The sequence below is a fragment of the Streptomyces sp. 3MP-14 genome (assembly GCF_006334905.2).
Classification (GTDB): Bacteria; Actinomycetota; Actinomycetes; order Streptomycetales; family Streptomycetaceae; genus Streptomyces; species Streptomyces triticirhizae.
This window is the reverse complement of record NZ_VDLZ02000005.1, coordinates 146,450-170,141: the sequence shown is the minus strand read 5'-3', so window position 1 is coordinate 170,141 and position 23,692 is coordinate 146,450. Positions and strand designations below refer to the sequence as shown.

17 protein-coding genes are annotated in these 23,692 nt (G+C 71.9%); 4 read left to right on the top strand and 13 right to left on the bottom strand.

Annotation, left to right across the window (positions count from 1 at the left end; genetic code table 11):
* Window positions 1–33: 33 nt before the first annotated feature.
* The gene (locus tag FH609_RS09400; protein WP_139666924.1) at window positions 34–2,724 is read right to left on the bottom strand and encodes a GNAT family N-acetyltransferase; all 2,691 of its coding nucleotides are present in this window, start codon (window positions 2,722–2,724) and stop codon (window positions 34–36) included.
* Window positions 2,725–2,816: 92 nt separating this feature from the next.
* On the opposite strand from FH609_RS09400, the gene FH609_RS09395 reads away from it, so the two are divergent.
* Window positions 2,817–3,116, top strand: a complete 300-nt coding sequence (locus FH609_RS09395; RefSeq protein ID WP_139666925.1) for an HPr family phosphocarrier protein — start codon at window positions 2,817–2,819, stop codon at window positions 3,114–3,116.
* A 151-nt stretch (window positions 3,117–3,267) separates the two neighbouring features.
* Here FH609_RS09395 and FH609_RS09390 read toward each other — a convergent pair whose 3' ends face one another.
* The 3 genes from FH609_RS09390 to FH609_RS09380 form a co-directional block, all read right to left on the bottom strand.
* Complete coding sequence (locus FH609_RS09390) at window positions 3,268–3,963, bottom strand: GntR family transcriptional regulator (RefSeq protein ID WP_139666926.1); 696 nt, start codon at window positions 3,961–3,963, stop codon at window positions 3,268–3,270.
* 238 nt (window positions 3,964–4,201) lie between these two features.
* Window positions 4,202–5,569, bottom strand: coding sequence for a M16 family metallopeptidase (locus FH609_RS09385; RefSeq protein ID WP_139667039.1), 1,368 nt, complete (start codon window positions 5,567–5,569; stop codon window positions 4,202–4,204).
* Window positions 5,570–5,607: 38 nt separating this feature from the next.
* A complete protein-coding gene (locus FH609_RS09380) occupies window positions 5,608–6,954 on the bottom strand; it encodes a M16 family metallopeptidase (protein ID WP_193317845.1) in 1,347 nt (448 codons plus the stop codon).
* Between the two features lie 145 nt (window positions 6,955–7,099).
* Between FH609_RS09380 and FH609_RS09375 the strand changes: the two genes are divergently transcribed.
* Window positions 7,100–9,550, top strand: a complete 2,451-nt coding sequence (locus FH609_RS09375) for a DNA topoisomerase (ATP-hydrolyzing) subunit A (protein ID WP_139666928.1) — start codon at window positions 7,100–7,102, stop codon at window positions 9,548–9,550.
* A 329-nt stretch (window positions 9,551–9,879) separates the two neighbouring features.
* Here the strand turns inward: FH609_RS09375 and FH609_RS09370 are convergent, their stop codons facing one another.
* Window positions 9,880–10,962, bottom strand: coding sequence for a hypothetical protein (locus FH609_RS09370; RefSeq protein WP_193317835.1), 1,083 nt, complete (start codon window positions 10,960–10,962; stop codon window positions 9,880–9,882).
* A gap of 131 nt (window positions 10,963–11,093) precedes the next feature.
* On the opposite strand from FH609_RS09370, the gene FH609_RS09365 reads away from it, so the two are divergent.
* Entirely contained in the window at window positions 11,094–11,702 is a 609-nt protein-coding gene (locus FH609_RS09365; RefSeq protein ID WP_139666929.1) for a TetR/AcrR family transcriptional regulator, read from the top strand.
* Here FH609_RS09365 and FH609_RS09360 read toward each other — a convergent pair.
* From FH609_RS09360 to FH609_RS09325, 8 genes are all read right to left on the bottom strand, one after another.
* A complete protein-coding gene (locus FH609_RS09360) occupies window positions 11,699–12,823 on the bottom strand; it encodes a CobW family GTP-binding protein (RefSeq protein WP_226961521.1) in 1,125 nt (374 codons plus the stop codon). The two genes, FH609_RS09365 and FH609_RS09360, sit on opposite strands and share 4 nt — an antisense overlap.
* A gap of 148 nt (window positions 12,824–12,971) precedes the next feature.
* Window positions 12,972–14,747 carry a glycosyl hydrolase family 28-related protein gene (locus FH609_RS09355; protein WP_139666930.1) on the bottom strand — a complete coding sequence of 592 codons (1,776 nt, stop codon included), beginning with the start codon at window positions 14,745–14,747 and terminating at the stop codon, window positions 12,972–12,974.
* A gap of 48 nt (window positions 14,748–14,795) precedes the next feature.
* Complete coding sequence (locus tag FH609_RS09350; protein WP_193317836.1) at window positions 14,796–16,400, bottom strand: alpha-amylase family glycosyl hydrolase; 1,605 nt, start codon at window positions 16,398–16,400, stop codon at window positions 14,796–14,798.
* A gap of 20 nt (window positions 16,401–16,420) precedes the next feature.
* Window positions 16,421–17,290: a carbohydrate ABC transporter permease gene (locus FH609_RS09345; RefSeq protein ID WP_139666931.1), complete on the bottom strand. Its 870-nt coding sequence runs from the start codon at window positions 17,288–17,290 to the stop codon at window positions 16,421–16,423.
* Between the two features lie 13 nt (window positions 17,291–17,303).
* A complete protein-coding gene (locus tag FH609_RS09340) occupies window positions 17,304–18,191 on the bottom strand; it encodes a carbohydrate ABC transporter permease (protein WP_139666932.1) in 888 nt (295 codons plus the stop codon).
* A 1-nt stretch (window position 18,192) separates the two neighbouring features.
* The gene (locus FH609_RS09335) at window positions 18,193–19,560 is read right to left on the bottom strand and encodes an ABC transporter substrate-binding protein (protein WP_139666933.1); all 1,368 of its coding nucleotides are present in this window, start codon (window positions 19,558–19,560) and stop codon (window positions 18,193–18,195) included.
* A 97-nt stretch (window positions 19,561–19,657) separates the two neighbouring features.
* Window positions 19,658–20,680 carry a LacI family DNA-binding transcriptional regulator gene (locus FH609_RS09330; RefSeq protein ID WP_139666934.1) on the bottom strand — a complete coding sequence of 341 codons (1,023 nt, stop codon included), beginning with the start codon at window positions 20,678–20,680 and terminating at the stop codon, window positions 19,658–19,660.
* A gap of 105 nt (window positions 20,681–20,785) precedes the next feature.
* Window positions 20,786–22,903, bottom strand: a complete 2,118-nt coding sequence (locus FH609_RS09325; protein ID WP_139666935.1) for a DNA gyrase/topoisomerase IV subunit B — start codon at window positions 22,901–22,903, stop codon at window positions 20,786–20,788.
* A gap of 435 nt (window positions 22,904–23,338) precedes the next feature.
* Between FH609_RS09325 and FH609_RS09320 the strand changes: the two genes are divergently transcribed.
* Window positions 23,339–23,569 (top strand): hypothetical protein, encoded by a 231-nt coding sequence (locus FH609_RS09320; RefSeq protein ID WP_139666936.1) that lies wholly within the window; start codon window positions 23,339–23,341, stop codon window positions 23,567–23,569.
* Window positions 23,570–23,692 lie beyond the last annotated feature (123 nt).

Genomic DNA, 23,692 nt, shown 5'->3' with positions numbered 1-23,692 from the left:
GCGCGGAGCGGCCCCTCGGTGGGCGCGCGCTCCTCAGTAGGCGGGCAGCCGGCGCGGGCCCAGGTCGGGTCGGGGTGGCGGCGGGGCGACGCGGACCGTCGCGGAGAGCACGGCCGAGCCGCGCTCGGCGACGACCACCGGGTCGAGTTCGACGGCGCCGATCTGCGGGTGGTCGTCGACCAGCCGGCCGAGGCGGCCCAGCAGCGCCTCCAGCGCCTCGGTGTCCACCGGCGGCGAGCCGCGCCAGCCGAAGAGGATGGGCGCCGCGCGGATGGCGCGGACCAGTCCGGCGACGTCCCGGTCGGTGACCGGAATCAGCCGGTGGGCGACGTCGCCGAGCAGTTCGGAGGCCGGCCCGGCGAGGCCGAAGGAGAGCACGGCGCCGATCGCCGGGTCGACCGTGGCGCGGACCACGGTGTCCACGCCCCGGGGCGCCATCCGCTGGACGGTCGGGCGTGAGCGGGAGGGGTCGCCGAGCCGTTCGGTCAACTCGCGGTAGGCGCGGCGAAGTTCGGCCTCGGTGGCCAGGTCGAGCCGGACGGAGCCCGGCGTCGCGCGGTGCCGGGCCCTCGGCGCGGTGGCCTTGAGAGCCACCGGGTAGCCGAGCGCCTCGGCGGCGGCGACGGCCTCGGCCGCGGTGGGCGCCGGGCGGCTGGGCAGCAGCTCGATGCCGTAGCTGGCGAGGAGTTGGGCGGTGGCCTCGGGCGACAGCGGGGTGTCCCTGGCCGTGGTCTGCCCGGCGACCTCGGCGAGCAGCCGGGCGGCGGCCGGCTTGTCGAGGTCGGGGAACTCGAAGGCGCGGCCCCGGCTCTCGGCGCCGGCCAGCCACTCGGCGTGCCGCACGGCCTGGGCCAGGGCGCGGGCGGCGCGCTCGGCGGACGGGTAGGTGGGGATGGAGCGGGCGCCGATCTCGCGGGCCAGCTCGTCGAGCGCGAGTTGGGCGACCACCACCGGCTTGTCGCCGCGCGCCCCGGCGCTGGCGGCGCGCAGCGCGGCGGCCAGCTCGTCGGGCCCGACGGCGCCGGCGACGGTGGGGGCGAGGGCGACCAGCACGGCGTCGGCGCCGGGGTCGGCGAGGGCGGCGGCGACGGCCGAGCCGAACTCGGCGGCGTCGGCGGCGTCCCTGACGTCGCCGAGCGGCAGCGGGCGCAGCCGCTGGGCGCGGCAGGCGTCGTGCGCGCTGAGGGCGACGGCCTGGGCGTTGCCGAGGACCGCGACCCGGGGGCCGCCGGGGAGCGGCTGCTGGGCCAACAGCAGCCCGATGTCGACCAGTTCGACGGCGGTGTCGGCCTGGATCACGCCGGCCTGGCCGAGCAGCGCGGCGACCGTCTCCTCGGGCGCCTGGCTGGCGGGCACGATGTGGCCGAGCGGCGGGGCGCCGCCGCTGTGCCGGCCGCCGCGCACCACGACCACCGGCTTGCCGGCCTGGGCGGTGCGGCGGGCGAGCCGGGTGAACTTGCGGGGGTTGCCGACCGACTCCAGGTAGAGGAGGGCGACGCGGGTGCGTTCGTCGTCGTGCCAGTACTGGAGCACGTCGTTGCCGGAGACGTCGGCCCGGTTGCCGGCGGAGACGAACGTGGACAGGCCGCCGCCGCGTGACTCCAGCTCGTCGAGGACGGCGATGCCCATGGGCGCGGACTGGGTGAAGAGGCCGATGCGGCCGGCCGCCGGCAGCCGGGGCGCGGGGCTGGCGTTGAGCCGGGTGTCGGGGGCGGTGTTGATGACGCCGAAGGCGTTGGGGCCGACGATCCGCATCCCGCGCGCCCTGGCCCGGCGGACCAGCTCGCGCTGCTGGCCCGGCGAGTGTCCGGCCGCCATCACGACCAGGCCCTGGACGCCGCGCTCGGCGCAGTCGTCGAGCAGCCCGGCCACCTCGGCGGCGGGCACGGCCAGCACCGCGAGGTCGACAGGCGCGAGGATCTCCCGCACCGAGCGGAACGCCGGCACGCCGCCCAACACCTTGGTCTCGGGCGGCAGTTCGCGGTTGACGGCGGCCAGGCGGCCGGTGAAGCCGCCGGCCAGCAGCCCGGCCAGCACGGTGCGCCCGGCGCCGCCGGGGTGGCGTCCCGCGCCGACCACGGCGACGCTGCCCGGGGTCAGCAGCCGGTGCACGGAGCGGGCCTCGGCCCGCTGCTCGCGGGCCCGCATCACGGCCAACGACTCGGCGGTCGGCGCCAGGTCGAGCGTCAGATGGACGGCGCCGTCGGCGTAGGAGCGCGACTGGGAGTAGCCGGCGTCGGTGAAGACCTTGATCATCTTGCGGTTGGCCGGCAGCACCTCAGCCTCGAAGCGCCGCACGCCCCGCTCCCTGGCGACGGCGGCGATGTGTTCCAGCAGCGTGGAGGCCAGGCCCCGGCCCTGGTGGGCGTCCTCGACGAGGAACGCGACCTCGGCCCGGTCGGCCGGCAGCGAGGCCGCCCGGCCCTGCCGGTCGATCCGGTCGTAGCGGACGGTGGCCAGGAAGGCGTCGCCCACGGTGGCCGCCAGGCCCACCCGGTCCACGTAGTCGTGGTGGGTGAAGCGGTGCACGTCCCGGTCGGAGAGCCTGGGGTAGGGGGCGAAGAAGCGGTAGAACTTCGACTCGTCGGAGACCCGTTCGTAGAAGCTGACCAGGCGTTCGGCGTCGTCCGGGGTGATGGGTCTGATGTGCGCCGTGCCGCCGTCCCGCAGCACGACGTCGGCCTCCCAGTGCGCGGGGTAGGCGGGTTGGGCGGATGCCTCCATGTCCTCAGCGTACGGTTGGCATGGTCGCAACGGGCGGCCCGGGACCCGCCCGCGTCCGTCCGCCCACCCCGTCCCCAGGGAAGGACACTCACATGGTCGAGCGCCGCGTCACCATCGGCTGGTCCGAGGGGCTGCACGCCCGTCCCGCCTCGATCTTCGTGCGGGCCGCCACGGCCACCGGGGTGCCGGTGACGGTCGCCCGGGCCGGCGGCACCCCGGTGAACGCGGCGTCGATGCTGGCGGTGCTCAGCCTCGGCGCGCAGGGCGGCGAGGAGATCGTGCTGGCCTCGCCGGCCGAGGGGCCCGAGGCGACCGGGGCGGCCGAGGCCGCGCTGGAACGGCTGGCGAGGCTGGTCTCCGAGGGCCTCGACGAACTTCCCGAAACGGTCTGAGGAATTTCGTTCGGCAACCGCTTTTTCGCGGATGTGTGCACTGCTTTGTTCGGGGCCTTTCGGAAATCCGGGCAGCAGGAAAAACACCGGCACCTGCGGCAGCCCGTTCCGGCGTGGTCCGGTGTTCTGCGTCAGGTGTATACGGTTGCTGTTAAATCTGGCCGCGCACCGTGTTGACGGCAGGTTTCCTGGTACTCACCGCGCCCACCGCCGCCGGCGCCGCGGCGTGGAACTGCCGCCTGGCCGGGGTGGCCCGCGCCAGCTGCGCGGCGGACAGCGCCCTGGCGCGTTCGGCGTCGCCGCGCGCGATGGCGTCCACCAACGCGCCCCGCTCCTGCCACAGCGCGACCGCGCCGGCCAGCGGCTCGGCGGTGTACAGCCAGGTGATCTTCCGCCTCAACTGCACCAGCAGATCGCTGAGTCCGGGGCTACAGGTGGCCTGCGCGACCGTCTCGTGGAACCAGTCCCCCAGCGACCGCAGGTCGGACTCCTGCCCCTGCCCCGCGCGCTGCCGCCCCAGCCTGACCAGGCCACGAAGCACCTTCAGGTGCGCCTCGGTGCGCCGTTGGGCCGCCCTGGCCGCGCCCAGCGGCTCGACGAGGGCCCGCACGTCCAGCAGGTCGGCGGCCTCCCGGTCCCCCAACTGGGCCACGCACGCGCCGGCATGACGCCGCGACACGACGAAGCCCTCCGACTCCAGGGTGCGCAGCGCCTCGCGCACCGGGACCCGGGAGACCCCGTAGCGCTGCGCCAGCTGCTCCTCCGCCAGCCGGGCGCCCGGCAGCAGCACCCCGGCCACGATGTCGTCCCGGATCGCGGTGCATACCGTGTGCGCGGAGATACGCATAAACAACCCCCACAGACATAGCCGGCATTGCCCTGTCGCATTACTACCGGGTCACTCACCCGAACTGTATGGCAAAACCACGGGAATTCCGATAGCACCCCCGGGCGAACCGGCCGCCTTTCGGTCAGCCGTCCGGGACAATCCGCGGGGTGCGCGCGTCGTCGGCCAGGCGTGGGGGCGTAAAACGACGGAGAGCGCGCCCGGCGCGGGCGCGCTCTCCCCGGTCGCACGGACGCCGCTACGCGCCGACCACCTCGACCTCGCCGATGCCCAGCTCCCGCACCGGGTCGGCGATCTGCTTGGCGTCGCCCACCAGCACCGTCACCAGCCCGTCCGGCGGGAACGCGCGGACCACGGCCGCCGTGGCCTCGACCGTGCCGACCTCCGCCAGCCGGGCGTAGAGCCTGGCCTGGTAGTCGTCCGGCAGCTCCTCCTCCACCTGGTCGGCCAGCGCGCCCGCCACCGCCGAGGCGGTCTCGAAGCTCAACGGCGCGACGCCGACGAGGAACTGGACGGCGGCGTCCCGTTCCTCGTCGGTCAGCCCCTCGGCGGCCAGCGTGCGCAGCACCTGCCACAGGTCGGCCAGCGCGGGGCCCGTGACGTCGGTGGCCACCGAGCCCCTGATGCCCAGCAGCGAGAAGCCGTCGCCGGCGGCGCTGGAGCGCAGCACCTGGCTGGTGGCGCGGATGCCGTAGGTGTAGCCCTTCTCCTCCCGCAGCACCTTGTCAAGGCGCGAGGTGAGCGTGCCGCCCAGGCAGTACACGCCAAGCCGGTGCGCCGGCCACACCGGGTCGTGGCGGTCGGGCCCGAGGCGGGCGATCAGCAGCTGCGTCTGCACCGCGTCCGGGCGGTGCACGATCACCACGCGCGGGGTGTCCCGCACCTCGACGGGCGAGACCAGGACCGGCTCGGCGGCCGGGCCGGTCCAGGCGCCCAGGGTCTCCTTGAGCACCGCGTCCAGGTCGATCCCGGTCAGGTCGCCGACGATCACGGCGGTGGCCGAGGCCGGCCGCAGATGCGCGGCGTAGAAGTCGCGCACCGCCCCGGCGTCGATGCCGCGCACGCTCTCCGCGGTGCCCTGGCGCGGCCGGGAGAGCCGGGAGTCCTCGGGGAAGAGCGTGGCGTAGAGCGTCATCGCCGCGCGCCGCCCCGGGTTGGCCAGCTCGTGCGGGATCTCGTCCAGCCGGTTGGCGACCAGCCGCTCGATCTCGTGCTCGGGGAACGCGGGGGCGCGCAGCGCGTCGGCGACCAGCCGCAGCGCGCCCTCGAGACGGGAGGCCGGCACCTCCAGCGAGACGCGGACCCCGACGTGGTCGGCGAACGTGTTCAGCGTCGCGCCGCAGCGCTCCAGCTCGGCCGCGAACTCCTCGGCCGTGTGCCGGTCGGTGCCCTCCGAGAGGCCGCGCGCCATGATCGTCGCCACGCCCTCCAGGCCCCTGGGCTCCGCGTCCAGCGGCGCGGTCAGGTTGATCTCCACCGCGATCACCCGCTGGCCGGGGCGGTGGGCGCGGAGCACCGTCAGGCCGTTGGGCAGCGCGCCGCGCTCCGGCGCGGGGAACGCCCACGGCTTGGGCGCACCGCCCGTGGGGCGCGGGTGGAGCGTCATCTCCGCCCCGGCGCCCGCCGCGTTTCCACTCGCCTCGCTCACTGCTGGCCCCCCTCGTTCTCGTCCGCCGGCTCCTGCTCGGAGGCGCTCGGCGTGGGCTCGTACACCAACACCCCACGGTTGTCGGGGCGGAGCCGGGCGGCGGCCACCGCCTGGACCTCCTCGGGCGTGATGGTCAGGATGCGCTGGACGGCGCTGAGCGCCAGCGTCGCGTCGCCGAACAGCACGGCGTACTTGCACAGTTCGTCCGCGCGGTCGCCGACCGTGGCCAGCCGGTCCAGCCACTCGCGCTCCAACTGGGCCTGGGCGCGCTCCATCTCCTCGGGCGTGGGACCCTCGGCGGCGAACCTGGCCAGCTCCTCGTCGACGGCCGCCTCGATCTCGGCGACCTCGGCCTCGCCCGAGGTCTTGACGTCCAGCCAGCCCATCGAGGGCGCGCCGGCCAGCCGCAGCATCCCGAACCCGGCCGAGACGGCCGTGCGGTCGTGGCGCACCAGCCGGTTGTAGAGCCGGGAGGACTCGCCGCCGCCCAGCGCGGTCAGCGCCAGGTCGGCCGCGTCGGCCTCCCTGGTGCCGTCCTGCGGCAGCCGGTAGGCGGCCATCAGCGCGCGCGCCGGCACGTCCTCCCGCACCACCTCGCGCAGTTGCTCGCCGATCACGTCGGGCAGCGTGCCGTCGCGCGGCGGGCGCTTCCCGTCGTGGCCGGGGATGGTGCCGAAGTACTTCTCCACCCAGGCCAGCGTCCGCTCCGGGTCGATGTCGCCGACCACGGCCAACACCGCGTTGTTGGGCGCGTAGTAGGTGCGGAAGAACTCCCTGGCGTCCTCCAGCGAGGCCGCGTCCAGGTCGGCCATGGAGCCGATGGGCGTGTGGTGGTACGGGTGGCCCTCGGGGAAGACCATCGAGGTCAGCTTCTCGAACGCGGTGCCGTAGGGCACGTTGTCGTACCGCTGCCGGCGCTCGTTCTTGACGACGTCACGCTGGTTCTCCATGGACTCCTCGTCCAGCGCGCTCAGCAGGGTGCCCATCCGGTCGGCTTCCAGCCACAGCGCCAGCTCCAACTGGTGGGCCGGCATGGTCTCGAAGTAGTTGGTGCGCTCGAAGCTCGTCGTGCCGTTGAGGGAGCCCCCGGCCGACTGGACCAGCTCGAAGTGCCCGTTGCCCGTGACTTGTCGCGAGCCCTGGAACATCAGGTGTTCGAAGAGGTGGGCCAGGCCCGTTCGGCCCTTGACCTCGTGCCGGGAGCCGACGTCGTACCAGATGCAGACGGCGGCCACCGGGGTCAGATGGTCCTCCGAGAGCACCACCCGCAGGCCGTTGGCGAGTCTGTGCTCCGTCGCGGTGAGCCCACCGACGGTATCCTCCGTGCTGGCCGTGTGGCCCATGGACATGAGGTCCCTTCGCTCGGTCGGTGCAGATGCCTGTCACCTTATGCAAGGTGAGCCGGGGTGTGCGAAGTTCCCGGTTGTCAGCGGGGCGGTCCACAATGGTCGCCAGCAACCGCCCCCCGTACGAAGGAGCCCTGCCGCGATGGCCCGCCGCAGCAAGCAGTCCCCGCCTCCTGAGGAGTTCGAGGAACGCATCCTCGACATCGATGTCGTCGATGAGATGCGGGGCTCCTTCCTGGAGTACGCGTACTCCGTCATCTACTCGCGCGCCCTGCCCGACGCGCGGGACGGCCTGAAGCCGGTGCAGCGCCGCATCCTGTACCAGATGCACGACATGGGGCTGCGGCCCGACCGCTCCTACGTCAAGTGCGCCCGCGTCGTGGGCGAGGTGATGGGCAAGCTCCACCCGCACGGGGACTCGGCGATCTACGACGCGCTGGTGCGGATGGCCCAGCCGTTCTCGATGCGGCTGCCGCTGGTCGACGGCCATGGGAACTTCGGTTCCCTGGGGAACGACGACCCGCCCGCCGCCATGCGGTACACCGAGTGCCGCTCGGCCTCGGCCGCCGGGCTGATGGTCGCGTCCATCGACGAGGACACGGTCGACTTCGCGCCGAACTACGACGGCAGCGAGCAGGAGCCGGCCGCGCTGCCGGCCGCCTACCCGAACCTGCTGGTCAACGGCTCCAGCGGCATCGCCGTCGGCATGGCCACCAACATGCCGCCGCACAACCTGGGCGAGGTCATCGCCGCCGCCCGCCACCTGATCCGGCACCCGAACGCGGACCTGGAGACGCTGCTGCGCTTCGTCCCCGGGCCCGACCTGCCGACGGGCGGCCGGATCGTCGGCCTGGAGGGCGTCCGGGACGCCTACCGCACCGGCCGGGGCACGTTCCGGATGCGGGCCACCGTCACGGTGGAGAAGGTCTCCGCCCGCCGCAGGGGCCTGGTCGTCACCGAACTCCCCTTCGCCGTGGGCCCGGAGAAGGTCATCGGCAAGATCAAGGACCTGGTCAACGCCAAGCGCCTGACGGGCATCGCCGACGTCAAGGACCTCACCGACCGGGAGAACGGGCTGCGCCTGGTCATCGAGATCAAGAACGGCTTCAATCCGGAGGCGGTCCTCGCGCAGCTCTACAAGCTGACGCCGATGGAGGAGACCTTCGGCATCAACAACGTGGCCCTGGTGGACGGTCAGCCGCTCACCATGGGGCTGCGGGAGCTGCTCCAGGTCTATGTGGACCACCGCTTCGAGGTGGTGCGCCGGCGCAGCGAGTTCCGGCGGACCAAGCGCAGGGACCGACTGCACCTGGTCGAGGGCCTGTTGGTGGCGCTGCTGGACATCGACGAGGTGATCCGGCTGATCAGGTCCAGCGAGAACGCGGCGGCCGCGAAGGAGGCCCTGATGGGCCGGTTCGCGCTGTCGGAGATCCAGACGCAGTACATCCTGGACACGCCGCTGCGGCGGCTGACCCGCTTCGACCGGCTGGAGCTGGAGTCCGAACGGGACCGGCTGCGGGAGGAGATCGAGCAGCTCACCGTCATCCTGGAGTCGGACGCTGAGCTGCGGAAGCTGGTCTCGTCCGAACTGGCCGACGTGGCCAAGAAGTTCGCCACGCCCCGGCGCACCGAGCTGGTGGAGGCCGAGGGCACGCAGGTGGACGTGGTGCCGCTGGAGGTCTCGGACGACCCGTGTCGGGTGCTGCTCTCCTCCACGGGGCTGCTGGCCAGGACCGCCGACGGGGAGGGCTCGTTGGGCGAGGGTGCCAAGCGTGGCAAGCACGACGTGATCGTCTCGGCGGTGGCGTCCACGATCAGGGGCGAGGTGGGCGCGGTCACCTCGACGGGGCGGCTGCTGCGGATCTCGGTGGTGGACCTGCCCGCGCTGCCGCCGGCGGCCTCGGCGCCGAGCCTGGCGGGCGGGGCGCAGCTGTCGGAGTTCGTGTCGTTGGGCGCCGACGAACGGGTGGTCTGCCTGACCACGCTGGACGAGTCCTCGCCGGGGCTCGCCATCGGCACCGAGCACGGGGTGGTCAAGCGGGTGGTTCCCGACTACCCGTCGAACAAGGAGGAGTTGGAGGTCATCGCGCTGCGCGAGGGCGACCGGATCGCGGGCGCGGCCGAGTTGCAGACCGGTGAGGAGGACCTGGTCTTCGTCACGGACGAGGCGCAACTGCTGCGGTATCCGGCTTCGCAGGTCAGACCGCAGGGCCGGCAGGCCGGTGGGATGACCGGGGTCAAGCTGGGCGAGGGCGCTCGGGTCGTCTCGTTCACGGTGGTGGACCCGGCGCGGGACGCGGTGGTCTTCACGGTGGCGGGCGGCTCGGGCACGTTGGACGACTCGTTGGGAACGGCGAAGGTGACGCCGTTCGACCAGTTCCCCCGGAAGGGGCGGGCCACGGGCGGGGTGCGCTGTCAGCGGTTCCTCAAGGGCGAGGAACGGCTGGTCTTCGCGTGGGCCGGCGCGGCGCCGGCGCGGGCGGCCGGCGCGAACGGCGCGCCGGTGGAGCTGCCGGAGATCGACCCGCGCCGCGACGGCTCGGGCACGCCGCTGGCCAAGCCGGTGACGGCGGTGGCGGGGCCGGTGGGCTGAGCCGGTCTCCCCTGGCGGGGAGACCGGGCACGGACCGAACGGGGCCCCGGGCCTCCGGGCCTCCCGGCCCGGGGGCCCGGGGCCGGGGGCCGGGGGCCGCCTGCGGCGGGGCGGGGATTGCCCGCGGCGCGGCGAGGGGTGCCTCCGCCAAGGGCGGAAGGTGCCGGTGCCCGGGCCGGAGGCCCCCTGCAACGGCAGCGGGGTTACCTGCGGCCAGGCCGGAGGCGCCCTGCGGCCGAGGCCGTTGACGCCATCGGGACCGTCCGGCGACGGGCCGGGCGCCGAGCCGCGCCGTCGTTGTGCCGCCGCTCGGGCCGGAGAGGACGGGTTCAGCCGGCCACCCGCTGGCCCAGGCTTCCGCGTGCCCCGGTGTCCTCCCGCCACTCAAGACCGTCCCGCTCGGGACCGGCCTCGAACAGGCGCCGCCGCGCCCAGAACAGCAGCGCCAACACCCCTAGCATGAGAGCCGCGTTGGCGGCGTACTTGACGGGGTAGGAGACCTCCCCGAGCGGCTCGACCATGAAGGACAGCCCCGCGTTGGCCACCAGTGCGGCGCCACCGACCGCCCAGGCGTGCCCGCGTCCCCACCCCGTCCGCCCGGACCACCGCACCACGAGACCGCCGAGCAGGACCAGGGCCAGCAGGTCCAGAACGGTCCCCGGCCAGCTCGCGGGCAGCAGGTGGTGCGCCATCATCAGCCCCAGGGCGAAGGCCCCGGCCAGCCACGGTGCCGGCACCCACCCGGCACGCCTCGGGGCCGGGGCGCGCCGACGCGGCACCAGCAGTGCCGCCGCCGCCAGGGCGGCAGCCGTTGCCGCAGCGGCGCCGAGCTGTGCGGGCGAGGCCATGAAGTCCCGGGTGTGCTCGTGGAAGATCACCAACACCGCCAGCCCGTAGAGGACGACCATCGCTCCCGCTCCGGCCCTGCCCAGCCACGGCCGGTCGCCCACCCGTGGCGCGCAGGACTCGATCACCGCGATCGGTGCGGCGAAGCTCCAGATCACATGGCCCACGACGAAGTCCAGCACGTGGTTGACGCTGATGCCCAGAGCCGGGATCGCGGTGGGCAGGCGCTCCTGGTCCCAGGAGGGTTCGTCGACGAAGTCGGGGTTGAACAGGCTCTGGTCGACGAGCCCGGCCTGGATCACGCCGAACGCGGCGCTCAGCAGGAGGATCGACGGCCAGCCGCGCCCGGTCCTGCGCGTCACCTCACGGATCATCACGGCGGCCGTGCCGTAGAGCGGGGCCAGGATCAGCAGCCCGCCGAGCAGTTCCACCGGATCGCCCATGACCTCCATGTAGCCGATGAGGTACTCGGCGCAGATCGGGGAGAGCAGCAGCAGCCCGAGGATCGGCCCGAGCCTGCGCCGCAGCGGAGGTATCGGGGTGCGGGCGGTGCGGACTGAGTCCATGGCGTTCCTCGGCGTGGGGCGGTGGTTGGCTCGCCAATAATAGACCGAGCACTCGGTCTATTATTGGCGCACGGGACCGCTAAGGTGGAACCGCCCCCGAGGACTCGGAGGTAGTAGGCAGGAAGGGCGCGATGAGAACGGTCGACCCGGCCAAGCACCAGGCACGCCGGCGGCACATCCTGAACGCGGCGACCGGCCTGTTCGCGGCCAAGGGCTACGAGCGCACCACGACCGCCGAGATCTGCCGGGCCGCCGGGATCAGCGCCGGCAACCTGTTCCACTACTTCCCCAACAAGCGGGCGATCTTCGTCGCGGTGCTCGGCGAGGAGGACCCCGACAGGGCCGAACGTCTGGCGCGGGCCCGGGAAGCCGACGATCCCCTGCCGGCTCTGATGGATCTCGTGGACTACCTCGCCGCCCCCGCCGTCGAGCCGGTGGTGCCCGCACTGGTCATGGAGGCGATGGTCCAGGCCTACCGCGACCCCGAGCTGGAAGCGCTGCTGAGCCGTGGCAACGCCGACGAGCACGCGGCGATCGCCGCGCTGCTGACACGAGCCGCCGCCAGCGGCCGGATCGACCCCGGGCTGGACCCGGACAGCACCGCGACATGGATCATGGCCCTGATCGCGTCGGTCTTCACCAGCGCCGCCACCAGCCCGGGCTTCGATCCGGCCGAGGAGCTTCCCACCCTCCGCCTCATCCTGACCCGCTTCCTTGAGGCGAGGCCGCGCGGCTCCTAGGCTCCCGCTCCCCCACGACCACTCGCCGCCGGCTCGGCGAACTCGTCGCCCGGCACGGTCCCTCCCGAGGACTCCTCCGCGTTCCGCGCCACGAAGCGCAGCACCCGCCACAGCGCGTCCGGAGCCGCACCGTTGCCGCCGTCCACACCGTCGCCGCCGTCCGCCACGACGCAGGCCGTCAACTCCGCGACCAGCGCCTCCGCTTCGAGGCCCGTGCCGATCAGCACCAGGCTGGTATCGGCGTCCGCGCCGGCGGCCGGCGGCGGGTCGGGGAAGAACCGCAGGAAGCGGCCCACCGCGTGCACGGTGTACCGCTCGCCGCCGGCGATCCGGACGAAGCCCTTGATCCGGTAGAGCCCCGCCTTGCGGGCGTCCAGGAAGTCCATCAACCGCCCGCCGTCCAGCGGCCGTTCGCTGCCGAACGACACGCTCTCGAAGCCGGCGTGCGGATGGTCGTGGTGGTCCTCATCCGCCAGCAGGTCGGCGAAGGAGAGCTGCCGGGTGCCCCGGTCCCGTTCGGCCGAGGCCCCGTCGACGAGCAGCGCCGGGTCGATCCGCCCGTGGCTGGCGGCCACCACCGGCGCGCCGCCCGCGCGGTCCCGCAACGCGGCCAGCAGCGGCGCCCGTTGCTCTTCCGGCACCAGGTCCGTCTTGTTGAGCACCACCAGGTCGGCCAGCGCGGTGTACCGGTCGGTGGCCGGCTGCCTGGCCCGCAGCGCGTCGTGCTCGACGGCGTCCACCACCTGCACCAGCCCGCCGTAGACGACGCCCGGCTGCTCGCTGGCCAGCACCATCCGCACCAGCGTGGGCGGTTCGGCGAGGCCGCTGGCCTCGATCACGATCAGGTCGATGGCGGCGGCGGGGTCGGCCAGCCGGGCCAGCGCCTCGTCGAGTTCCTCCGTGTCGGTGGCGCAGCACAGGCAGCCGTTGCCGAAGGAGACCAACGAGTCGACCTGGCCGGCGACCGTCAGGGCGTCCACCGGGACGCTGCCGAAGTCGTTGACCACGGCGCCGATCCGCAGCCCGGAGGCGTTGGTCAGCAGATGGTTGAGCAGGGTGGTCTTGCCGGCCCCCAGGAATCCGGCGAGCACCAGCACGGGAATCCGACCACCGGTCGTCACTGCCCCAACTCCTGTCCCTCGACGCCAGGTCACCGTTCACCCTAGAACCCCGGGCAACGGCGACGGACGCGGGACGCGGGACGCCCCGGCCGGCCCGCGAGGGGACCGGCCGGGGCGTCCGACCGTCAACAGGGGTGCGATCCGAGGATCACTCGGCCGGCTGGGGCCAGCTCTCGCAGTCGTCCCACTCGGTGTCGAGCCCGGTGTTGCCGCCGCCGTCGTTGATGGTCAGCGGCGGGTTGCTGGTCGGGAACGGGCAGTTGTAGACGCCGGCGGCGCCCACGTTCTCGGCGGTCACGTTCGCGACGGTGATCTCGCCGGTGGTCTCGGCCTGGATCACCACGGTGCCCACGCCGTCCACCTGGGCGCCGTCGATGGTGACCTGGTTGGTGGCCAGCCCGTTGCCGGAGCCCGAGACGAACTGGAACGCGCTCCAGGGGCTGTCCGTGACCGTGGTGTCGGTGATGTTGACGTCGGCCTGGATGGGGTGGTTGTAGGCGTCGACGCGGAGCGCGGACATCGGGTGGTCCCAGTTCGGGTTGAGCGCCCCGGCCCGCACCAGAGTGTTGCCGTCCACGCTGATGGTGCCGGCGAGCGGGAAGAACGGCTCCATGAACGCCTGGTTGGAGATGGCGATGCCGCTGCCCAGGGCGTTGGTGTCCTGGACCAGGTTGTTGGAGACGGTGATGTTCTCGCCGCCGTAGATGGCGATGCCGTTGGCGAGGTTGGGCTGGATGACGGTGTTGCCGTCGAAGGTCGAGTTCCGGTTGGCCTGCGGCAGCGACCACATCGCGAGGGAGTCGTCGCCGGTGTTGCGCAGGTAGTTGTTGCGCACCTGGACGCCGTCGGCGTTGCCGTTGAGGTTGAGGCCGTCGGCGGCCATGTCGACGATGCGGTTGTCCTCCACCACCAGGTCGGTGTTGGTGCCGGTCATCCACAGGCCGACCTTGAGGTGCTGGAGCCACATGCCGGAGACCGAGGAGTTCGGGCCCAGGCTGCCGTTGACGAAGTTGTCCGGGTTGCTGTCCACCCGCTCGGTGACGTCGCCGACGACGGCGAAGTCGCTGAGGTGCACGTTGCCCGGGCCCTCGCCCTGGTTGATGAAGCGGGAGCTGTTGACGACGGAGTGCCAGTTGCCCGCGCCCTGGATGGTCACGTTCTCCACGTAGAGCGGCTGGTTGACCTGGTACGTCCCCGGCGGAATCCAGACCACGCCGCCCCGGCCCTGGGCGACCGCCTCGACGAACGCCTGGCTGGAGTCGGCCTGGCCGGTCGGGTCGGCGCCCAGCTCGGTGACGTCGAGGGCTCCCGCCGGTGCCTCGGCGGGTGCCGCGACCTGCTCGAAGTCGGCGGTGTCGAGGGTGACCTGGCCGCTGGCCGTGAACGTGACGGTGTCCCCCGCCGCCAGGTCCTGGCCGAGCTGGACGCGGGCGTGGGTGAAGAAGTGGTGGGTGGTGGAGCCGGCGATCCAGGGCGCCACGAAGTACTGGTAGCGCGAGGTGAGCGGGACGGACTCCTCGATCCCCTGGCCGTTGACCGCGACGGCCAGCGAACCCTCGCCGCCCTCCGGCACGTTGTAGACGACGGTGGCGGCGTTGGCCGCCTCGGTCAGGGTGAACGTGACGGACTGCCCGGCGGACAGCTCGACGGCGGTGCGGCCCGACGCCTCGGAGGCGACGGTGCCCTGGGTGATGTCGGGGCCGATCACCGTGCCGTCGTGCTCGGCGGCCTCCGCCTCCTGGGTGACGAAGGGGAGTTCGGCTCCGGCCGCCGGGGCGACGTCGGCGGGTGCCGGCGAGACGGGCTGGTCGGCCTCGTCGGCGTTGGCCATCGCGGTGAACCCGACGGCGCCGAGCAGCAGGGCGCCGGCCGAGGCCGCGCCCGCCACGCGCCACCGCAGACGCGATGGGTTTGGTGCGCTCATGACATTCCCTTCCTGTGGGGGTGGGGGTGGCGCCCGGCCACGGGTCGCTCAGACCCGCAGCCAGACGGCCGTGTCCTGCGGCAGCCGGCCCGCGTCGTCCAGCGGGCCACTGCTCAGCAGGAGCGTCTCGTGGGGCGGCAGCGGCAATGGCTCCGCCGCCAGGTTGACCGCGCAGACCAGCCGGTGCGCGCGGGCGAAGACCAGGGCGCCTGGCGGGGAGTCGAGCCAGGTCAGGTCGCCCGTCGCGGTCGGCCAGGCGCTGCGCAGCCGCAGCGCGGTGCGGTAGAGGGAGAGCATCGAGCCCGGGTCGTCGGCCTGGGCCTCGGCCGTGTACCCGGCCCAGTCGCCCGGCTGCGGCAGCCAGGTGTCGGCCCCACCGAAGCCGTAGGGCGGCGCCTCGCCCGACCAGGGCAGCGGCACCCGGCAGCCGTCCCGGCCCGGGTCGATCCCGCCGGACCTGTCGTGCATCGGGTCCACGATCCGCTCGCGCGGGATCTCGGCCTCGGGCAGGCCGAGTTCCTCGCCCTGGTAGAGGTAGACCGAGCCGGGCAGCGCCAGCGTCAGCAGCGCGGCCGCCCGCGCCCTGCGGGTGCCGAGCGCCAGGTCGGTGGGCGTGCCGAAGCGCTTGGCCGCGAACGAGAAGCTGGTGTCCGCACGTCCGTAGCGGGTGACGGTGCGGGTGATGTCGTGGTTGGCCAGCACCCAGGTGGCCGGCGCGCCGACGCCCGCGTGCGAGGCCAGCGTCCCGTCGATGGAGGCGCGCAGCCGCGCCGGCTCCCAGGGGCAGGACAGGAAGTCGAAGTTGAACGCCGTGTGCAGCTCGTCGGGGCGCAGATAGCGGGCGAAGCGCTCCACGTCGGGCAGCCACAGCTCGGCGATCAGCACGCCGTCGTACGCGTCGGCGACGGCCCGCCAGGAGCGGTAGATGGCGTGCAGCTCGTCGCGGTCCACATAGGGGTGGGCGTCGCCGCGCTCCACGTCGAAGTCGGGGAGTTCGGGGTCCTTGGCGAGCAGCGCCGCCGAGTCGATCCGCACTCCGGCGGCGCCCCGCTCGAACCAGAACCGCAGGATCTCCTCGTGCTCCTGCCTGACCTGCGGGTGCGCCCAGTTGAGGTCGGGCTGCCCGGGCGCGAACAGGTGCAGGTACCACTCCCCAGGGCTGCCGTCCGGGTTGGTGGAGCGGGACCAGGCGGGGCCGCCGAACTCGGAGCGCCAGGCGTTGGGCGGCTCGGCGCCCTCGGGGCCGCGCCCGGGGCGGAAGTGGAACAGCTCCCGCTCCGGGCTGCCGGGCGGCGCGGCCAACGCCGCCCGGAACCAGGCGTGTTCGGCGGAGATGTGGTTGGGGACCACGTCCACGATCGTGCGCAGGCCCAGCTCGCGGGCCTCAGCGATCAGCTTCTCCGCCTCCGCCAGGGTGCCGAAGGCGGGGTCGATGGCGCGGTAGTCCGCGACGTCGTAGCCGCCGTCGGCGAGGGGTGAGACATACCAGGGCGTGAACCACAGCGCCTCGACGCCGAGTTCGGCGAGGTAGGGCAGCCGGGCGCGGACCCCGGCGAGGTCGCCGGTGCCGTCGCCGTTGCCGTCGGCGAAGCTGCGGACGTACACCTGGTAGATGGCGGCGGAACGCCACCAGGCGTGAGGGTTGTGCGGCACGGAGGTGTCCTTTCGCGTGATCAGCCCTTGAGGCTGCCCGCCGTGAGACCGGCGAGAATATGGCGCTGGAAGATGAGGAAAACCACCACGAGCGGAATGCTCGCCAGCACCATTCCGGCGATCAGCATGTTGAGCGACGTTGTGTCCGCGATGCGCTGGAGATAGACGGTGATCGGCTGTTTCGCCGGATCGGGAAGCACCACCATCGGCCAGAGGAAGTCGCGCCACAGAGCGGTGATCGAGAGAATCGACACAACGGCGATGATCGGCCGCGAGAGCGGCAGAATGATGCGCCACATCGTGGTGAACGCACCAGCACCGTCGATCCGCGCGGCGTCGAGCAGTTCGTCCGGTATCTGGTCGAAGAAGTTCTTCAGCACATAGATGTTGAAGGCGTTGGCGGCGGCGGGCAGCCAGACCGCCGCCGGGTTGTTGATGAGGTTGAGCCCGAGGAACGGCACGTCGGTGACCGTGAGATAGGTCGGGATCAGCAGGGCGGTCGCCGGCACCATCAGGGTCACCAGCATCAGGCCGAGCACGATGTTGCCGAAGCGCGGCCTGAGCTTGGACAGCGCGTAGGCGGCGGGCAGTTGGATCGCCAGGCCGAGCAGCCAGGCGCCGCCGATCAGCACCACGGTGTTCCCGAAGTACTGGGCCAGCTCCAGGCGGTCCCAGGTGTCCGAGTAGTTGCTCGGATGGAATTCCTCGGGAATGTAGGTCGGCGGGTTCCTGGCCACCTCGGCGGAACTCTTGAGGCCGCCGGTCACCATCCAGTACAGCGGAATGATGAAGGCGACGGTGAACAGGATGATCGCGACGGTGAAAAGGGACCAGTAGACCAGTCGGCCGCGAGGCGTTTTCAGAACGGCGGGACGTACCAGCGTGCGCAACGGAAGGCCTCCCTCAGGTCTGCTGGCTGCGGGTGACCCGCAGATAGGCGGCGGAGAACACGGCGAGGACCAGCAGCAGAAGCAGGCTCATGGCGCTGGCCGCGCCGAAGTTGTTGTAGACGAACGCGTAGCGGTAGATCAGGAGCATGACCGTGACGGTCGAGTCCTCCGGCCCGCCGCCGGTCATCACGAACGGCTCGGTGAAGACCTGCATGGTGGCGATGACCTGGAGCAACAGCAGCATCAGAATGACGAACCGCGTCTGCGGAATGGTCACGTGCCAGATCCGCCGCCAGATCCCGGCGCCCTCGAGCTCCGCCGCCTCGTACAGCTCGCCGGGGATGGTCTGGAGGGCCGCCAGATAGATCAGCGTGGCGGTGCCCATGTTGGCCCAGGTCGAGGCGATGACCAGCGAGATCAGAGCCGTGGACGAGGAGTTGGTCCACTCGGAGGTGGGCAGCCCCACGCCGCCGACGACCTCGTTGATCAGGCCGCCCTCGGGCTGGTAGAACCACCGCCACATCAGGGCGACGACCACGGGCGGCAGCATCACCGGGAGGTAGACCAGCACCCGGAAGTAGGCCCTGGCGTGGCGGAACTCGTTGATCAGCAGCGCCGTGACGAACGGCACGCCGAACCCGAGCAGCAGCGCGTAGAGCGTGAAGAGCGCGCTGTTCCGCCACGCCTTGGCGAAGAGCGGGTCGTCGAAGATGTAGCTGAAGTTCTCCAGCCCGACCCAGCTCGATCCGCGGACGAAGTTCACTTCCTGAAAGCTCAGGACGACGTTGCGGATCGCCGGGTACCAGGCGAAGACGGCGAAGACCACGAGCGCGGCGCACAGGAAGCCGTAGGCGGTGACGTGTTCGCCCAGTCGTCGCCGCCGGCCGGTGGGGGTCGTCATCTCAGGAGGCGCCGTAGACCCGGTTGACGTCGTCCTCGGCGCGGTCCAGCAGGCCCTGGATGTCGGCGCCCTCGTCCGTCAACACGCCCTGCATCACGTTGTCGAGGATCGCGTAGACCTCCTGGGCCTGCGGCGGCTCGATGCGGCCCTCGATGGTGGGCGCCGCCTCCATGAAGGTCCCCACGTGCTCGGTGGGCACGTTGGCGTACTGCTCCTTCAACGCCTCGACGTTGTCGCGGATCTCGCCCTCGACCCAGATGTCGGGGGTGGGCGGCATCGGCAGGCCGACCGGCAGCTCGTCGGCGGCGGCCTCCTCGATCCGGCGCTCGATCTCGTCGGGGTTGACGAAGCGCCACTGGAGCCAGGTGAGGGCCGCCTCGATCTGCTCCTCGGAGGCGCCGGCGTTGATCATGTAGCCCTCGCCGCCGAGCAGCGTGCCGCCCTGGTCGGGGATGGGGGCCAGGCCGAGGTTCTCGTAGGTGCCGTCGTACTGGCGCACCAGGGTCGGCAGGTTGTCGGGGGCGGCCACGTACATGCCCAGCTGGCCGGCGCCCATCTGCACCATGACGTCCTCGCAGGACCGCATCTGGTCGCTGCCCATGGAGTTGTCCTCCCAGCGCATGGCCTGGAGGTTCTCCAACAGGCGCACGGTCTCCGGGGTGTTGAACGCCGCGCGCCAGCCGTCGCCTTCGGGCTCGGCGACCGCGCCGCCGACGGAGTAGATCTCGGTGGTCAGGTGCCAGCCGCCGGTGTTCTCGGTGGCGCACTCGCCGTAACCGGTGACGCCACCGCCGAGTTCGGCGATGGCGGCCGAGGCCGCCCTGACCTCCTCCCAGGTGGTCGGGGGCACGTCGGGGTCGAGGCCGGCCTGCTCGAAGAGGTCACGGTTGTACAGCAGGCCCATGGAGTAGTTGGCGGTCGGGATGCCGTACTGCCGCCCCTCCTCGTCCTGGAAGACCTCGTGCAACTCCGGTCGTATCTGGTCAAGATGGGGAACGTCCGCAAGATAGTCGGTGATGTCCGCCGCGTAACCCTGCTCGATGATCCCGGCCGGGTCGGTGAAGTAGACATAGAAGACGTCCTCCAGATCGCCGCCGGCGACCCGGGTGTTGAACGTCTCGGGCTCCATGAAGCCCTCGTGGGGAACGATGTCGATGTCCGGGTACTCCGCCTCGAAGGCCTCGATCTCGGCGAGGAACACCCGGAGTTCGCGCTCGTCGGTGTTCGGCGGCTGACCGTTGATGTGCAGGGTGACCTTGCCGTCCTCGCCACCTCCGTCGCCGTCCGAGGAGCAGGCGGCCAGCGTGAGAGCGAGAACAGCGGTCGTGGCCAGGCAGCGGCGGGTGCGCCGGTATGCGCGACGTGTCATCGGTGACCCCTTCGTGGGCACGGTCGTGAAGTGCCGCACACTCAACCACCGATGGCACCGTCGCGCAATATTCTGCGCTTACTTTGCAAAAACGCGACTAGTCGCTGCTCCCCCGCCGGGGTGCCTGGCCGGTCGACTCCCGCACCACCAGCTCGGGTTCGAAGAGCAGCTCGTCCCGGCCCACGTCACGCCCGCCGAACTGCGCCACCAGCACCTCCACCGCCGCGCGGCCCATCGCCTCGATCGGCTGGCGCACCGTGCTCAACGGCGGGCTGGTGCTGGTCATCAGGGCCGAGTCGTCGAAACCCACCACCGACAGGTCCTCGGGCACCGAGAGACCGCGCCGCCGCGCGGCCCTGATCGCACCCAGCGCGATCACGTCGCTGGCGCAGATCACCCCGGTCACGCCGCGCTCCAGCAGGGTCGCCGTCGCCGCCTGCCCGCCCTCCAACGTGTACATCGCCCGCGCCACCCGCTCGTTGGGCAGCTCGCCCCCGCCCGCCTCGGCGGCGGCTCGCGCGGCGGCCAGCTTGCGCTGCGAGGGGATGTGGTCGGCCGGCCCCAGCACCAGGCCGATCCGCTCGTGCCCGAGCGAGGCCAGATGGCGCCAGGCCTGCTCGACGGCGACCGCGTCGTCGCAGGAGACCCGGGGGAAGCCGAGCCCCGGCACCGAGGCGTTCATCAGCACCACGGGCAGCCGGCGCTCGGCCAGCAGCCGGTAGTGGTCGTGCGACGCGTCCGCCTGCGCGTAGTGCCCACCGGCGAAGACGACGCCGGAGACCTGCTGTTGGAGCAGCAGGTCGACGTAGTCGGTCTCCTGGATACCGCCCGGGGTCTGGGTGCACAGCACGGGAACGAGCCCGCGCTGGGCCAGCACCCCGCCCAGCACCTCGGCGAACGCCGGGAAGATCGGGTTCTGTAGCTCCGGCAGGATGAGGCCGACCAACCGGCCGCGTTCGCCGCGCAGTTGGGTGGGGCGCTCGTAGCCGAGCACGTCGAGCGCGGTGAGAACGGCCTGCCGGGTGGCCTCGGAGACCCCCGGCTTCCCGTTGAGGACACGGCTGACCGTGGCCTCGCTGACTCCCACCTTCTGCGCCACCTGGGCAAGTCGTCGCGTCATATCCGCAAGACTAACGCAAAATTGCGCAATTAAATTGCGTGTGCACTCCAGCAATCCGCCGGACACCCGGCGCGTCTGCCGGAGCGCACCGGCCCCCCGGCCTGCTCAGGTGTCGATCCGCGACCTGTCCAGAGTAGCGGCGGACGACGCGATGAACTCCCGTCGCGGCGCCACCTCGTTCCCCATCAACAGGCTGAACGCCTCCTCCGCCGCCTCCAGATCGCCGATGTTGATCCGCCGCAGGGTGCGCTTGCGCGGGTCCATCGTGGTCTCGGCCAGCTGGTCCGCGTCCATCTCGCCCAGGCCCTTGTAGCGCTGGATGGACTCCTTGTAGCGGACGCCCCGGCGCTCGAAGTCCAGCAGCGTCTGCCGGAGTTCGTTGTCCGAGTAGGTGTAGTGGTACTTCTCCTGTCCGCGCTTCGGGTTGGACAGCTCGATCCGGTGCAGCGGCGGCACCGCGGAGAAGACCCGCCCCTGCTCGACCATCGGCCGCATGTACCGCTGGAAGAGCGTGAGCAGCAGACAGCGGATGTGCGCGCCGTCAACGTCCGCGTCGGCCAGGAAGATCACCCGCCCGTAGCGGGCCTGGTCGATGTCGAAGGTCCGCCCGGACCCGGCTCCTATCACCTGGATGATGGCTCCGCACTCGGCGTTCTTGAGCATGTCGGAGACCGACGACTTCTGGACGTTGAGAATCTTGCCCCGGATCGGCAGCAGCGCCTGGAACTCGCTGTTCCTGGCGAGCTTCGCCGTGCCCAGCGCGCTGTCGCCCTCGACGATGAACAGCTCGCTGCGCTCCACGTCGTCGCTGCGGCAGTCCGCGAGCTTGGCCGGCAGCGCGGAGGACTCCAGGGCCGTCTTGCGCCGCTGCGCCTCCTTGTGCTGCCGCGCCGCGATCCGGGTCCTGGCGGCCGCCACGACCTTCTCCAGCACCGCCCTGGCCTGTTGCTTGGCGTCCCGCTTGGCGGAGGTCAGGAACGCCTTCAGCTCCTTGGCCACCACCTGCGCCACGATCCGCGCCGCCGCCGAGGTACCGAGGACCTCCTTGGTCTGCCCCTCGAACTGCGGCTCGGCCAGCCGGACCGTCACGACCGCCGTGAGGCCCTCCAGCACGTCGTCCTTGGCCACGTCGTCCTCGGCCACCCGCAGCAGCTTCGTCGACCGCAGCACCTCGTTGACCGTGCCGCGCAGCGCCCGCTCGAAGCCGGCGACATGGGTTCCCCCCTTGGGGGTGGCGATGATGTTGACGAACGAACGCACCGTGCTCTCGTACCCCGTGCCCCAGCGCAGCGCCACGTCCACCTCCAGCTCGCGCCGCACTTCGGTGGGGATCATGTGGCCCTGGTCGCCGAGCACCGGGACGGTCTCCTTGAACGTTCCGGAGCCGCGCAGTCGCAACACGTCACAGATCGGTCGGTCACTGGCCAGATACTCGCAGAACTCGCCGATCCCGCCCTCGTAGTGGAACACCTCCGTGGTGTGCTCGGCGCCGCCAATCTCCCGCTGGTCGCTCACCGAGATCGTCAGCCCCGGCACCAGGAAGGCGGTCTGCCGGGCGCGGGCGTGCAGCGTCTCCAGGGAGAGCCGGGCGTCCCGCAGGAAGATCTGCCGGTCGGCCCAGTAGCGCACCCGGGTACCGGTGCGGGTCCTGGGGATCTTCTTGCCGACCCGCAGCCCGCTGGCCGGCTCGAAGGGCGCGTCGGGGCCCGACTCCGTGAAGATCCCCGGGGTGCCCCGGCGGAAGCTGATGGAGTGCGTCCTGGCGGCCAGGTCCACCTCCACGTCCAGCCGCGCCGACAGGGCGTTGACCACGGAGGCGCCGACGCCGTGCAGACCGCCTGAGGCGGCGTAGGAGCCGCCCCCGAACTTGCCGCCGGCGTGCAGCTTGGTCATGACCACCTCGACGCCGGAGAGGCCCGTCTTGGGCTCCGTGTCGACCGGGATGCCACGCCCGTTGTCCCTGACCTCGACCGAGCCGTCCGCGTGGAGCAGCACCTCGATCCGGTCGCAGTGGCCGCCCAGCGCCTCGTCCACGGCGTTGTCGATGATCTCCCAGAGGCAGTGCATGAGCCCCCGGCTGTCCGTGGAGCCGATGTACATGCCGGGGCGCTTGCGCACCGCCTCGAGCCCCTCCAGAACCAGCAGGTGACGCGCGGTGTAGTTGCCCCCCGGATCGGCCCCGGTCAGCAGTGCGGTGGACGGCACGGACGTGTCGGCGGTCACGCGGTTCGCTCCTCGCTGAATTCTGAGATGTGGCGGAGTACCGCTCAGAGGGTACCGAGGCCTAGGAGAGGCGTTGTGCGGCTCCCCGGGAACATCAGGGTAGCCCACAATCGTTCACGTGTTCGATCGAGTCAGGGGGGTGACGTGTACATCACGTTCCTTTCGGGGCATGAACCCTCTAGGCTCCGGGCACGTCCTCCTGAACGAATACAGACCTCCGGATACACCGAGGTAGCCGGGAACAAAAAGGCGCGACAACGCGTATATGTAAGCGACCACCAGCACCACAGCAATCCGGCACATTCGCCGCCACCGGGCAGCGTCCGGTCATCTCGCGCGGAGCCCTCCGTTCGAGAAGCCGCGAGCGGGAACGTTCTCGGCCTGGTTGGATGTTGTCCCTGGTACGACAGCTCGTCGAGCTAGAGAAGAGGCGACGTGACTACTGTTCTGACCCCCGCGACCCCGCTCACCGCCGGGGACCGCTGCGACCGTTGCGGCGCCCAGGCGTACCTGCGCGTGGTCCTCACCAGCGGCGGAGAGCTGCTGTTCTGCGCTCACCACGGCCGCAAGTTCCAGCCAGAACTCAAGAAGATCGCCGCTGAGATACAGGACGAGACGGAGAAGCTCAACGCGACTCCCGCGAGCGCCCAGGAAGAAGAGCGCTGACCTGACGTCTTGACGTCTCCACACCGACGGGCTCGGTCCGGCACGGCCGGACGGCGGGCGGTCACCCCCAGCCACCTGGGGTGACCGCCCGTTTCCTTTGCCCTGGACGGTCCCGGGGACGCC